We start from the raw sequence: 13,044 nt of genomic DNA on the forward strand, positions 1-13,044 counted from the left end.
GGCCCGGGGCGCGGGGGCTGACGTGTCGGATGGGATCGTTTTCCGGGCCTTGGCTGGGGCGCCAGGATTCGAACCTGGGAATGGCGGTACCAAAAACCGCTGCCTTACCACTTGGCGACGCCCCATCGCCCGGGCTTGCCGGCCGGCCGGAAGATGTCCTCCGCGGCGCCGCGCGTAAACCCCTTCGCGGCACCTTTCCGCGGTCTTCCCGGCCGTCAGTCTCCAGTCCGCGCCGCGCCGCCCCAGCGCCACCAGGCGGCGGGGAGGAGCGCCGCGGCGCGGGCGGCGGCGGCGGCGTCGCGGAAGAGGGCGAAGCAGGTCGCGCCCGACCCGCTCATGCGCGCGAGCAGGGTCCCGGGCAGGGCGTCGAGCGCGTCCAGCACCGCGGCGACGGGCGGGCAGAGGGCGATGGCCGGGGGCTCCAGGTCGTTCCGCAGCCCTCGCAGCCCCTCGGCCAGGGACGCGGCGTCGGGCCAGGAGGCCGGGAGGGAGGCGGGCGGGGAGAAGGCGCCCTGGCGCCCCGCGAAGACGGCGGGGGTCGGCAGCGCCACGCGCGGGTTGGCGAGCACCATCCCGAAGGCCGGCAGGCGCGGCGCCGGCGACAGCACCTCCCCGACGCCGCCCATGAGGGCGGGGCGGGAGGCGAGGCAGACCGGCACGTCCGCCCCCAGCCCGAGCGCGATCCCCTCCAGCCGGGCGGCGCCGAGGCCGAGGCCCCAGAAGCGGTCCAGCGCCCGCAGCGCGGCCGCGGCGTCGGCCGAGCCGCCGCCGATCCCGGAGGCCACCGGCAGGCGCTTCTCGAGGTGGAGCGCGGCGCCAGGCAGGGGGCGGCCTGCCGCCTCGGCCAGCCGCCGCGCCGCGCGCAGCACGAGGTTGTCGGGCTCGGCCGCCAGCGCGCCGCCCTCGGGCCCGCCGAGGCCGAGCGTCACGCCCTCCCCAGGGCCGACGCGGAGGCTGTCCGAGGCGCCGGCGAAGACCACCAGGCTGTCCAGCCGATGGTAGCCGTCGGCCCGGCGCCCGGTGACGTGCAGGTGCAGGTTCACCTTGGCCGGCGCGTCCTCGATCACGTGCGGTCCTGCCCGTTCAGCGCAGCGCGGTGGCGGCCGGAAGACCGTCGCGCAGCTTCGCCTCCACGCGTGCCGCCTCGGCGGGGTCCAACGCAAGCCCGAGGGCGCGGCGCCACTGGAAGCGCGCCTCCGCCCAGCGCCCGGCGGCCCAGTAGGCGTCGCCGAGATGGTCGTTGATGACGCCGCTGCGCGATTCCAGTTCCGCGGCGCGCTCCAGCCAGCGGATCGCGCCCGCCGCGTCGCCGCTGCGGAACAGCGCCCAGCCGAGGCTGTCGGCGATGTTGCCGTCCTGTGGGCGGGCGGCCACCGCGCGCTCGAGCATCCCGCGCGCCTCCTCCAGCCGCTCCCCGCGCTCCACCCAGGCGTAGGCGAGGTGGTTCAGGACGGAGGGCTGCTCGGGCGAGAGGAGGAGCGCCTGGCGGAGGTCGGCCTCGGCGCCCGGCCAGTCCCCCGCCCCCTCGCGCGCGACGGCCCGGGCGTAGAAGAGGGGCCAGTCGGCCGCGCCGGGCTGGGCGAGGCGGTCGATCGCCGTGCCGTAGGCGGCGGCGGCCTCCGCGTGGCGCCCCTCGCCCCGCAGCACGTCGCCCATGGCGACCACGGGCTGGGGGGCGCCGGGAAAGGCCTCGGCGGTGCGCCGGAGGAGCGCGAGGGAGTCGTCCGCCCGCCCGAGGCGGTTCAGCAGGGAGGCGCGGCGAAGGCTGGCCAGGGGGGCCATCGGGTCCTCCGCCGGCACGCTCGCCAGTACCGCCAGCGCGGCGTCGACGTGGCGCTCGTCCGCCAGGCTTTCGGCGGCGAGGATCAGCGCGGGCGCAAAGCCGGGGCGCAGGCGCAGGGAGAGGCGGGCGAGGATGAGGGAGAGCTCCGGCGCGCCCTGCCGCCGCAGCGAGGCGCCGAGAGCCACCTGCGCCTCCGCCATTCCCTCCACCGGCGAGGCCACGGCCCGCCCGGCGAGCGCCGCGCGCCGCGCCGCCGGGCCGGCGGTCAGCGCGATGTCGTCCGAGCCCACGGACATGGCGTCGAACAGCCGCGCGCCGTCCGCCTCGCGCCCCGCGCGGGCGAGGATGCCGGCGGCGATGGTGGTCAGGCGAAGGTTCGGCTCCCCGGATTCCGCCACGGCGACGCGGATCAGCCGCTCCGCCTCGCGCGCGCGGCCGGCGAGGTCGGCGATCATCGCGCCGTGCAGCGCGGCCACGGCGCGGAGCGCCCCCGCTTCCACGAAGGGCCGGAGGGTGGCCAGCGCGGCGTCGGGGTTGCCGCGCCCGGCCTGCGCCCAGGCGAGCAGCAGCGGCTGGAGGATCTGGGCGCTTCCCTGGCGCGGCAGGCCGCGGATGCGCGCCTCGGCCCGCTCCCACCGGCCGCCCTGGGCGTCGGAGCCGGCGAGCAGGAGGGCCGCGAGCTGGCTGTCGGGCAGGCGGCGGGCGAGGCGCACGGCGTCGGGCCGGCCGTCCATGACGGCGGCGCTGAAGGCGCGGGTGAGGATCTCCGGCTCGTCCGGGTCGGCGGCGAGGGCGGCGAGCAGCGCCTCGGCCGCGGCCGCGGCGTCGCTCTCGTTCGCGGCGAGGCGGCCGGCGAGGTAGGCGCCGTAGACGCCGGAGGGCGCGGGGACGGCGCGGCGGGGGGCCGCGACGGGGGCAGGCGGCGGGGGCTCCGCGAGCTCGGCCTCGGTGGCGGCCAAGCCGCGTTCCCCGGCGGCGCAGCCCGCCAGCAGGGCGGCCGCGAGCAGGAGGGCCTGCCCACGCCGCCGCGCGCCGCTGGCCCGGCGCGGCATCGGCGAGGAGGAGGGAAAGCGCGGGGTGGCCTCGGGCGGCATCATGCGATGCAGCGTAGGATCACCGGCCCGTGAGACGCCAGCGCCGGCTTGGGGACGCCCGCCGAGGCGCAAGCAGTGTGGCAATCTTGTGCCAGGTCGCCGCCGGTTGCGGAAAGTTTCCTCACGAAGACGCGACTTCTTCTCTACCAGAAGCTGTGTTTCGATGCGTAACGATCTCTTGAGGAGGTAACGATGCGTGCCCTGATCGTGGCGCTCGCCCTGCTGGCGGGCCTGGCCGCCGCGCCGGCGGAGGCGCAGAACCGGTTCTGGCTGGTCAACAACACCGGCGACACCATCCAGACTGCGCAGGTCTCGGCGTCGCGGCTGTCGAACTGGGGGCCGGACATCCTCGGCAGCGGGGTGCTGCCCGCGGGCAACCGGGTCTACGTGACGCCGAATTTTGGCGACTGCATGCTGGACGTGCGCGTCACCTACGCCAGCGGGCGGGAGGAGACCCGGATGGGCCTGAACGCCTGCTCGATCAACACCATCGCCTTCGGGGGGGCGGGCGCGGGTGCCGGGGCGAGCGTCAGCATGGGCGCGGGAGCGGGCGCGTCGGTGGCGGCGCCGCGCGGCGGCGACCCGTCCTTCAACTTCGTCAACCGCTCGGGCCAGGTCATCCGCGAGCTCTACATCTCCCTCTCGTCGCAATCGAGCTGGGGCTCGGACCGGCTTGGGACCAGCGTCATGGAGCCGGGCCAGTCCCTCTACGTGCGCCTGCCGGGCGGCAGCAGCTGCGCCGCCGATATCCGCGTCGTCTACAACAACGGGGCGACCGCGGAGCGGCGCGGGGTGGAAACCTGCAGCCGGACAGACGTGGTCTGGCGCTGATAGCTGGCGCAGGGCTTGCAGCGGGGCTTGCAAGCGGTCCGCCCACCCGCGCGTCCTCGCCGGGGACGCGCGGGCGCACCAGCCCGGCTGGTTTAAACCTCAAAAGACAGATGGATGAAGCTTCATAATCTTCTCAGAAAGGTGTCGTGTTGACGCCTCCCGGCCGTGCAAGCATCCTTGCGCTGTGCTTAAAATTGTTTGACGTTACGCGATCAAACAATTTAGCAACGGTGATTCGCTCGTGAAGCTTCGCAAAGCCGTGATTCTCGCCGGTGGCTACGGAACCCGGCTGATGGAGGAAACCGAGGCCCGTCCCAAGCCCATGGTGGAAATTGGCGGGCGGCCCATCCTCTGGCATATTATGAAGATATATGCCGCCAATGGAATTACCGAGTTTGTGCTGCCCCTCGGTTATAAGGGGCACATGATCAAGGCGTTTTTCGCCGATTACCACCTTCAGGCGGCGGACGTGACGATCGACCTCGCCCGCAACACCGTCACGCTACACCGCCACACGGCCGAGCCGTGGAAGGTCACGCTGGTGGACACGGGCCTCGAGACGATGACCGGCGGCCGGCTGGCCCGCCTGCGCGAGCATCTCGACGACGAGCCCTTCTGCATGACCTACGGCGACGGCGTGACCGCGCTGGACCTGCAGAAGATCGCCGACTTCCACGAGGCGCACGGGCGCATCGCCACGGTGACGGCGGTCCGGCCGCCGTCGCGCTTCGGTTCCCTCGCGATCGAGAACGGGCGGGTGACGAGCTTCGACGAGAAGCCGCTCGGTGGCGAGATCTGGATCAACGGCGGCTTCTTCGTGCTGTCGCCGAAGATCTTCGACTACATCGCCGGCGACTCGACGGTGTTCGAGCGCGAGCCGCTCGAGGCGCTCGCGCGGGAGGGGGAGTTGATGGCCCATCCCTTCGAGGGCTTCTGGTACTCGATGGACACGCTTCGCGACCGCAAGCACCTCGAGGAGCTGTGGGCGGCCGGCAAGGCGCCCTGGAAGATCTGGTAGGGGCCTTCGCCGGCCCGTTGGCGCTTGTCTTCCCGGGGGTGCGGCTTGGCGCTCCCCGGGCGCCGGGAGAGGCGCGGCCCGTCCTGGGGCCACGCCACGGCAGCCCGGCCCGTCTGAACCCCATTCGCAACGAAAGGTGATCGGCGCGGCGGCGTCATCACGTTGTGCTGAATTTCAGAAAGCAACGTTTTTCGGCATTAAACGTCGATGGTGGACATTCCGCGCCGCATGCTAGGTCCGGCGAGGTTCCGGATTGGAGATGAGGGTGGACATCTTGGCCGACGAAAAAGCTGCCCATTCTCCCGCTTTGACGGCCCTGGTTTTTCAGTCGCACCTGATTACCCCGGGCATTTTGCGGCAATTCCGGAAACTGCAGCAGGCCTGCCCTGCGCATTACCGGGTGTTTTTCCTCATGCATGTTCCGCCGGGAACGCCGAAGCCCGAGGCGCTGAAGGAACTGCCGCATCATTTCGTCACCACGCCCGAGATCCGCACGCCCGAATACCCCGGCAAATCGGCGGGTGGGTCGGACTGGTCGATCTGGGGCGGCGGGCACACGGACCTGCCGGGCATGCACTTCTACCGGCATCACCCCGGCTTCGAGCGCTACTGGTTCATGGAGTACGACGTTCGCTGGAGCGGCCGGTGGGAGCGCTTCTTCGCCAGCTTCGAGAACAGCCAGGCAGACCTCCTCGCAACAACCATGCGGACGGCGGAGACGCAGCCCAACTGGTGGATGTGGGCGCTGTTCGGCGCGCCCGAGGGGCCGAGCGCCGTTCTGCCCAACTTCCGCTGGGAGGACCGCGTGGGCTGCCTGATGCCCCTGTTCCGGGCCAGCGCGCGCGCGATGAAGGTCATGGACAGCGCCTATCGCGAGGGATGGACGGGGCATTGCGAGGTCACCTGGCCGACGCTCCTTCGGAACGCCGGGCTGCGGCTGGAGGACATCGGGGGGCTGGGCGAGTTCGTCGCGCCGGAGAACCGCGGTCGCTTCTACAGGAACTCGCTCGTCAGCGGGACGCATTGCCCCGGAACCTTCGTCTTCCGTCCGGCCAAGCTGCCCCTGCCGCGGCTGCGCCGGAACATGCTCTGGCATCCGATTAAGCCGCTCGACGTCACGCTGGGGATCACCGGGCGCGAGCACTACTGGGAATTTCACCGTCGCCTGCGGAGCTTCCTGCAGTCCCGGAAGGCGGCCTGGGGAACCTCGCGACGCGATGCCTGAGGGAAACGGCAGCAGCCCGTTTAACATAGGACGATGCGCGGCCTTGATTCGAAATGGTGCTGTCCTTGGATGATGCGGATCGCATGCTTCGCGAAGGACCTGATTCGGTAATGGCGGCTGGACTTCCGGGCGATGGCTCCGAACGGCCGGCGGACGACTTGCCGGCGCGTGCGCGCGGGCCCTGGGCCCGGTACATCGCGACCGTGGCGGCGACGTTCAGCGCCCTCTTCGTCGGCTACATGGCGACGATCGTGGCGCTGGACAAAGCGGGTCTCCTGCCCCCGCCCGCCCTCGTCAACGAGATCTGCGCCGACGAGAAGCTCACTTGGCTGCGCAACAACCCGCCCGAGGCGCCGAACCTCCTCATCGTCGGCTCCTCGCTCGCCTGGCGGGGCATCGACAGCCAGCAGTTCGTCCAGCGGGTTCCGGCGGCCCGCCCGCTGAACGGCGGCGTCTGCCACGCGGGCATCGACCAGTCGACCTGGGTGGCGCGCTACCTTATCCGCCACTTCCCGTCGGTGCAGAGCGCGCTTCTCGTGGTGGCGCCGCAGGACTTCACGAGCTGCGCCCAGAAGCCGGATCAGCTCTTCGATCCCGGGACGGTCGACGCCTACGTCTTCGACCGGCGCTGGCTCTACCCCTTCTACATTACCCAGTTCGACCCCGTGTCGCTCGCCCGCAACGCCGGGCACATCGCCGATCTCCGGGCGGCGCACGGCGAAGTCGAATCCCTCATCATGACGCGCTTCGGGGACGGGCCGCTGAACGCCCCGGGTAACCGCGGGCTTCTCTACGGTCCCGTGAAGCGGCTGGACGCCTCCTGCTTCACGGCGCTGCGGAGCTTCGCCCTCTCGCTCGCGGAGGGCGGGCGGCATCTCTTCGTGACCACCGCGCCGCTGCATCCCGGCTGGCGGGAGCGCTACGATCCCTCGGGCGAGCTGCACCAGGCCTTCGTGGCGGGGGTGCGTGCGGCGCTCGCCGAGGTGGGGACGACCTCCTTCTGGGACGGGGCGACGGTGTTCGGGGGCGAGGCGTCGGAGTTCACCGACGCCATCCACGTCAACTGGCCGGCGGCTCAGCGCTTCACCGCGGAGCTGGTGCGGGCCTTCCGGGACTACCGCGCCTCCTCCGGCGCACGCCCCCTGAGCCAGCTCTAGGAGGGATCTGAGGGGCATGCTGTTCAACTCGGCCGCCTTCATCCTCGGCTTCCTGCCCGTCGCCTGGGTGGTCTTCTTCGCCCTTGGCACGCGGGGCTACTTCCGCGCCGCCGTCGTCTGGCTCACGGCGGCCTCGCTGTTCTTCTACGGGTGGTGGAACCCGCTCTACGTCCCGCTGCTCATGAGCTCCATGGCGGCGAACTACGCGCTTGGCCGGCGCCTCTCGCGCCACCAGAGCCGGCCGCTGCTCCTGGCGGGCATCGCGGGCAACCTCCTGCTGCTGGGCTACTACAAATACGCGGGCTTCCTCGTGCAGACAGCGAACGACGTGTCGGGCGCGGCCTTCCCCATCCCCGAGATCGCGCTGCCGCTCGCGATGTCCTTCTTCACGTTCCAGCAGATCGCCTTCCTGATCGACGCCTATGACGGCGTGGCGGAGGAGACGAACTTCGCCAACTACGGCATGTTCATCACCTTCTTCCCGCACCTGATCGCGGGGCCCATCACCCATCACAAGGAGATGCTGCCGCAGTTCGACGACAGCCGCATCTTCCGCCCGCAGCCGTCGATGATCGCGCTCGGCCTCACGCTCTTCATCATCGGGTTGTGCAAGAAGGTCCTCCTGGCGGACACCGCCTCGCACTGGGTGTCGCCCGTCTTCGAGGGGGCCGCCGGGGGCGTGCCGCCCGTGCTGACCGACGCCTGGCTCGGCGCGCTCTCCTACGCCCTGCAGATTTACTTCGACTTCTCCGGCTACACCGACATGGCGATCGGCGTGGGGATGCTGTTCGGCATCCGCCTGCCGCGCAACTTCAACTCGCCCTACAAGGCGCGAAACATCATCGAGTTCTGGTCGCGCTGGCACATGACGCTGACGCGCTTCCTGACGGCTTACCTCTACAACCCCCTGGCGCTGCACCTGACGCGCGCGCGGCTGCAGAAGGGCAAGCCCGGGCTCAAGCGGGGCAAGACCTCGCCGGCCGCCTTCCTGCAGCTCGTGGCCGTGCCCACCGTGCTCACGATGTTCCTGGCGGGGCTCTGGCACGGGGCGGGCTGGCAGTTCATCGCCTTCGGCGTGCTCCACGGCCTGTACCTCACGGTCAACCACGCCTGGCGCACCTTCAAGGCCTCGCGCGGCTGGACGATGGACAGCCCGCGCGCCTTCCCGCGCGCCGTGGCCGTGCTCACCACCTTCCTCTGCGTGATCGTCGCGCTCGTCTTCTTCCGGGCGGCGAGCGTGCCGGCGGCGGTCAGCATCCTCTCGGGCATGCTCGGGCAGAACGGCGCGGTTCTGCCTGATATCCTCGCGAAGCTGCCGGGCGTCTGGCGCACCGCCACGGCGCTCGGCTTCGAGTTCGCGCCGGGGCCGCCGCTGAGCCAAGCCCTGCTCCTCGTTGCATTCCTGCTGATCGTCTGGACGCTGCCGAACTCCCAGGAATGGCTCGGCCGCTTCGAGACGGCCTTCGGAAGCTCGGTGAAGGACGCGGCGCGGCGGCGCGGGCTGCTCTCCTGGCAGCCGACGATGGCGTTTGGCGTCATCGTCGGCGTGGCGGGGTTCTTCGCCATCCTGCGGGCCCTCTCCGCCGCGCCGACCGAATTTCTTTACTTCCAGTTCTGAGGGGACGACGGCCTTGGATCAGCAGAGCGTCCAGCCTCCCCAGGCCCCGGAGGAGGCCGATCTCGCCTGGCTGCCGGCGCATCCCGACCTGTCGGCGGCCCTCGCGGCCGCGCGCCGCCTGCCGCAGCCGGCGGAGCGGGTGCGGGCGGCGGCCGAGCTCGCCGGCTACCGCCACAACTTCCTCGCCGCGGGGCGGATCGACCGGCTGGCCTCCCTCGACGCCGTGCCGCCGGCGGAGCTGCGCGGCCTCGGCCTCTTCCCCCTTCGGCTCGCGATTCTCGCCTCTCACACCGTGGACCACCTCTTCCCGGCGCTGCGGGTGGCGGGGCTCGGGCGGCGGCTGGCGCTCGACCTGCGCGTCGCGCCCTACGGGCAGTACCGCCAGGTGCTGCTCGGGCCGCCCACGGAGCTCGACGAGTTCTCGCCCCAGCTCGTGCTGCTCGCCCTCGACGAGGCGGAGTTCCAGCTCGGCCTGCCGCTCGAGGCGGGCGAGGCGGAGGTCGAGGAGGCGGTGGCGCGCCGCGTCGAGGAGGTGCGGCACCTCTGGCGCCGGGCGCGGGAGCGCTACGGCGCGACGGTCGTGCAGCAGACGATCGTCAACACCGCGCCGCCGCTGTTCGGCAACTTCGAGGGCCTCGTCGCCGCCGCGCCCGGGGCGCTGGTGGAGCGGCTGAACGCCGGTCTGCGGCGCGCGGCCCGGGAGGAGGGCGTGCTGCTGCTCGACCTCGCCTGGCAGGTGGCGCGGGACGGGGCGGCGCGGTGGCTGGACCCCGTCCGCTGGCACCAGGCGAAGCAGCTCGTCAGCCTGCGGAGCGCGCCGCTCTACGGGGACCTCCTGGCGCGGGTAGCGGCGGCCGTCGCCGGCCTCTCCCGCAAGTGCCTCGTGCTGGACCTCGACAACACGCTCTGGGGCGGGGTGATCGGGGATGACGGGCTGGGCGGGATCGTGCTCGGCCAGGGCAGCGCGGCCGGGGAGGCCTATGCGGGCTTCCAGCGCTACTGCGGCCTGCTGGGCGCGCGCGGCGTCATCCTCGCGGTCTGCTCGAAGAACGACGAGGCGAACGCCGTCGAGGCCTTCGACAAGCACCCGGAGATGGTTCTCCGCCGCGACCAGATCGCAGCCTTCGTCGCCAACTGGACGGACAAGGCCGCGAACCTGCGGGACATCGCGGCGACGCTGAACATCGGCATCGACAGCCTCGTCTTCGTCGACGACAACCCGGCGGAGCGGGCGATCGTGCGGCGGGAGCTGCCCATGGTGGCGGTGCCGGAGCTGCCCGAGGACGTCGCGGGCTACGCCGCCCGCTTGGCGGAGGCCGGCTACTTCGAGGCGGCGGCCTTCACGGCCGACGACGCGCAGCGCGGCCGGCAATACGCCCTGAACGCCGAGCGGCAGAGGGCCAGCCAGACCTCCTCGACGGACATGGAAGGGTTCCTGCGCAGTCTCGAGATGGTGATGGACGCGGCCCCGATCGCGCCCGTCGACCTCGCGCGGGTCACGCAGCTCACCAACAAGACGAACCAGTTCAACCTGACGACGCGCCGCTACACGGAAGCCGAGATCGCGCAGGTGATGGAGGACCCCTCCTCCGTCACCCTCCGCGTGCGGCTGGCCGATCGCTTCGGCGACAACGGGCTGATCGCGGTGGTGCTCGCGCGCCCCGCGGGGGAGGGCGCGCTCGCGATCGACACCTGGCTGATGAGCTGCCGCGTCCTCGGGCGGGGCGTCGAGCGGGCGATGCTGCAGAGCCTCGTCCGCGCGGCGTCCGCCCGGGGGGCGAGGGCGCTGATCGGCGTCTACCGGCCGACCGCGAAGAACGGCATGGTGAGCGACCACTACGCGAAGCTGGGCTTCGAGCCGATGCCCCCGCCGCCGGGCGCAGAGGACGGCGCCACCTTCTGGCGGCTGGAGCTCGACCGCTTCGTGGCGCCGGAGCACTTCATCTCCATCATGGAAGGGGTTGCATGACCCGGGACGCGATCATGGCCGCGCTGACGGAGGTTTTCCACGAGGTCTTCGACGACGACTCGATCACCCTGGCCGACACGACGACCGCGGAGGACATCGCGGAATGGGACAGCCAGACGCACATCAACCTCATCCTGGCGGCGGAGATGCGCTTCGGGGTGCGTTTCCGCACATCGGAGCTGGACGGGCTGAAGAACGTCGGCGACTTCGTGTCGGTGATCGAGCGGAAGCTCGCCTAGGCCGCGATTGCGGCGGCGCGGCCTGACGAACCCGCGATTGTGAAAAGCGCGCGGGCCGAAGCGAGTTGCGGGCCTGCCGTGCGCGGATTAATGCCCTACTGCAACGTCGTGATCGGTGGCCGCGCGTCCACCAGGCCGGAATCAAGGAGCGCTCATCGGTGAAGTTCCAGCGCGGAACGGTTGAGGGTGCCTGCGTGGTGGCGATGGACCGCCGCGGCGACGACCGCGGCTTCTTCGGCCGCCTTTTCTGCGAGCAGGAGTTCGGGGGCGCGGGCCTCGAGACCCGCTTCGTCCAGGTGAACAACTCGCTGACCGGCCGGCGCGGCACGCTGCGGGGGATGCACTACCAGCTGCCGCCCGCGGCCGAGGTGAAGGTGGTGCGCTGCATCCGCGGCTCGATCTACGACGTCGTCGCGGATCTGCGGCCGGATTCGCCGACCTACGGCCGGTGGTTCGGGGCCGAGCTGAGCGCCGAGAACCGGGACATGATGTACGTGCCGCGCGGCTGCGCGCACGGCTTCATCACGCTGACGGACGACGCCGAGGCGCTCTACCTCGTCAGCGCCTTCTACGCGCCCGAGAGGGAACGTGGCCTGCGCCACGACGATCCCTGGCTCGGCATTGAGTGGCCGATCGAGCCGGTGGAGCTCTCGGAGAAGGACCGGTCCTGGCCCGACTTCGATCCCGAGTACCATGGGGTCGGGCTGATGACCGGCCTGGTGCCCGCGAAGGAGAAGACGGCGTGATCATCGTCGATACGGCGCTCGCGAAGCGCGCGGCCGAGGGAAGGCCCGTCACCGTCGGCATGGTCGGCGCTGGCTTCATGGCGCGCGGCATCGCCAACCAGATCGTCAACTCGGTGCCCGGCATGCGGCTGGTCGCCATCGCCAACCGGACGATCGGCAACGCGCGCCGCGCCTTCGCCGAGGCGGGCTGCGAGGAGGTGGAGGAGGCGGCGACGCTCTCCACCCTCGAGGACTGCATCCGCCGCGGCGTGCCCGCCGTGACCGAGGACGCCTTCCTGCTCTGCGACGCCGCGGGGATCGACTGCCTCATCGACGCGACGGGGGCGGTGGAGCACGGGGCGCAGGTGACGCTGCGCGCGATCGAGCGCGGACGGGACGTCGTCTCGATGAACGCGGAGCTGGACGGGACCGTCGGCCCCATCCTGCGCCGGCGCGCGGAGGCAGCCGGGGTGCTGCTGACGGGCTGCGACGGCGACCAGCCGGGCGTGCAGATGAATCTCTGGCGCTTCGTGCGCTCCATCGGGCTGACGCCGGTGATGTGCGGCAACATCAAGGGGCTGCAGGACCCCTACCGGACGCCGGCGACCCAGGCCGCCTTCGCCGCGAAGTGGGGCCAGAACCCCGCGATGGTGACGAGCTTCGCCGACGGCACGAAGATCAGCTTCGAGCAGGCCATCGTCGCGAACGCGACGGGGATGACGGTGTCGAAGCGCGGCATGACGGGGCTGGACCACGCGGGGCACGTGGACGACCTCACGCGCGTCTACGACGCCGAGGAGCTGAAGCGGCTGGGCGGCGTCGTGGACTACGTCGTCGGCGCCAAGCCGGGCCCCGGCGTCTACGTGCTGGCCACACATGACGACCCCAAGCAGCGCCACTACCTGAACCTGTACAAGCTGGGGGAGGGGCCGCTCTACAGCTTCTACACGCCCTATCACCTCTGCCATTTCGAGGTTCCGCTCTCGGTCGCGCGCGCCGTGCTGTTCCGCGACGCCGTGCTGCAGCCCATCGCGGGCCCGCGCGTGGACGTGGTGGCGACGGCCAAGACGGACCTGCCCGCGGGGCAGGTCATCGACGGGCTGGGCGGGTTCCACACCTACGGGCAGTGCGAGGCCTACGAGGTCTCCGCGGCGGAGAGGCTGCTGCCGATGGGCCTGGCCGAGGGGTGCCGCCTGCGCCGCGCCGTGCGGAAGGACCACGTGCTGACCTACGACGACGTCGAGATCCCGGCAGGGCGCGTGGTCGACCGCCTCCGCGCGGAGCAGGATGAGGCCTTCCCCGCCGCCAGCGCCCCCGTGGCGCGCGAGCTGGCGCCGGCCGGCGCGGAACTTGCCGGCCCCGCCGGCTGACAGAGGAGCGATGAC

General features: G+C 71.6%; 11 protein-coding genes and 1 tRNA gene. 9 read left to right on the forward strand and 3 right to left on the reverse strand.

Going from position 1 to position 13,044, the window contains the following annotated elements:
• Positions 1-50: 50 nt before the first annotated feature.
• From EAH89_RS20500 to EAH89_RS20510, 3 genes are all read right to left on the reverse strand, one after another.
• A tRNA-Gln gene (locus EAH89_RS20500) sits at positions 51-125 on the reverse strand.
• Between the two features lie 90 nt (positions 126-215).
• A complete protein-coding gene (locus tag EAH89_RS20505) occupies positions 216-1,067 on the reverse strand; it encodes a 4-(cytidine 5'-diphospho)-2-C-methyl-D-erythritol kinase (RefSeq protein ID WP_140885578.1) in 852 nt (283 codons plus the stop codon).
• Between the two features lie 16 nt (positions 1,068-1,083).
• Complete coding sequence (locus EAH89_RS20510; RefSeq protein ID WP_241667124.1) at positions 1,084-2,880, reverse strand: tetratricopeptide repeat protein; 1,797 nt, start codon at positions 2,878-2,880, stop codon at positions 1,084-1,086.
• Between the two features lie 189 nt (positions 2,881-3,069).
• Here EAH89_RS20510 and EAH89_RS20515 point away from each other — a divergent pair, with 189 nt between their 5' ends.
• From EAH89_RS20515 to EAH89_RS20555, 9 genes are all read left to right on the forward strand, one after another.
• Complete coding sequence (locus EAH89_RS20515) at positions 3,070-3,708, forward strand: Tat pathway signal protein (protein ID WP_140885579.1); 639 nt, start codon at positions 3,070-3,072, stop codon at positions 3,706-3,708.
• A gap of 259 nt (positions 3,709-3,967) precedes the next feature.
• A complete protein-coding gene (gene rfbF / locus EAH89_RS20520; RefSeq protein ID WP_338325540.1) occupies positions 3,968-4,726 on the forward strand; it encodes a glucose-1-phosphate cytidylyltransferase in 759 nt (252 codons plus the stop codon).
• A 259-nt stretch (positions 4,727-4,985) separates the two neighbouring features.
• The gene (locus tag EAH89_RS20525) at positions 4,986-5,951 is read left to right on the forward strand and encodes a hypothetical protein (protein ID WP_140885581.1); all 966 of its coding nucleotides are present in this window, start codon (positions 4,986-4,988) and stop codon (positions 5,949-5,951) included.
• A gap of 158 nt (positions 5,952-6,109) precedes the next feature.
• Complete coding sequence (locus EAH89_RS20530; RefSeq protein ID WP_140885582.1) at positions 6,110-7,108, forward strand: hypothetical protein; 999 nt, start codon at positions 6,110-6,112, stop codon at positions 7,106-7,108.
• 16 nt (positions 7,109-7,124) lie between these two features.
• Positions 7,125-8,726: an MBOAT family O-acyltransferase gene (locus EAH89_RS20535; RefSeq protein ID WP_140885583.1), complete on the forward strand. Its 1,602-nt coding sequence runs from the start codon at positions 7,125-7,127 to the stop codon at positions 8,724-8,726.
• A 13-nt stretch (positions 8,727-8,739) separates the two neighbouring features.
• Complete coding sequence (locus EAH89_RS20540; protein WP_140885584.1) at positions 8,740-10,695, forward strand: HAD-IIIC family phosphatase; 1,956 nt, start codon at positions 8,740-8,742, stop codon at positions 10,693-10,695.
• Positions 10,692-10,934, forward strand: coding sequence for an acyl carrier protein (locus tag EAH89_RS20545; protein ID WP_140885585.1), 243 nt, complete (start codon positions 10,692-10,694; stop codon positions 10,932-10,934). The genes EAH89_RS20540 and EAH89_RS20545 overlap by 4 nt, the downstream gene beginning before the upstream one ends.
• A gap of 158 nt (positions 10,935-11,092) precedes the next feature.
• Positions 11,093-11,680, forward strand: a complete 588-nt coding sequence (gene rfbC / locus EAH89_RS20550) for a dTDP-4-dehydrorhamnose 3,5-epimerase (RefSeq protein WP_140885586.1) — start codon at positions 11,093-11,095, stop codon at positions 11,678-11,680.
• Complete coding sequence (locus tag EAH89_RS20555) at positions 11,677-13,029, forward strand: NAD(P)H-dependent oxidoreductase (protein ID WP_140885587.1); 1,353 nt, start codon at positions 11,677-11,679, stop codon at positions 13,027-13,029. The genes rfbC and EAH89_RS20555 overlap by 4 nt, the downstream gene beginning before the upstream one ends.
• The last annotated feature ends 15 nt before the right edge of the window (positions 13,030-13,044 follow it).

It is taken from the genome of Muricoccus nepalensis, from assembly GCF_006438825.1.
Classification (GTDB): domain Bacteria; phylum Pseudomonadota; class Alphaproteobacteria; order Acetobacterales; family Acetobacteraceae; genus Roseomonas; species Roseomonas nepalensis.

Excerpts from the sequence above, each read along its gene's own strand:
- EAH89_RS20510 (WP_241667124.1), bottom strand. The coding sequence starts at position 2,880 with ATGATGCCGCCCGAGGCCACCCCGCGCTTTCCCTCCTCCTCGCCGATG.
- EAH89_RS20515 (WP_140885579.1), top strand. The coding sequence starts at position 3,070 with ATGCGTGCCCTGATCGTGGCGCTCGCCCTGCTGGCGGGCCTGGCCGCC.
- EAH89_RS20525 (WP_140885581.1), top strand. The coding sequence starts at position 4,986 with ATGAGGGTGGACATCTTGGCCGACGAAAAAGCTGCCCATTCTCCCGCT.
- EAH89_RS20535 (WP_140885583.1), top strand. The coding sequence starts at position 7,125 with ATGCTGTTCAACTCGGCCGCCTTCATCCTCGGCTTCCTGCCCGTCGCC.
- EAH89_RS20545 (WP_140885585.1), top strand. The coding sequence starts at position 10,692 with ATGACCCGGGACGCGATCATGGCCGCGCTGACGGAGGTTTTCCACGAG.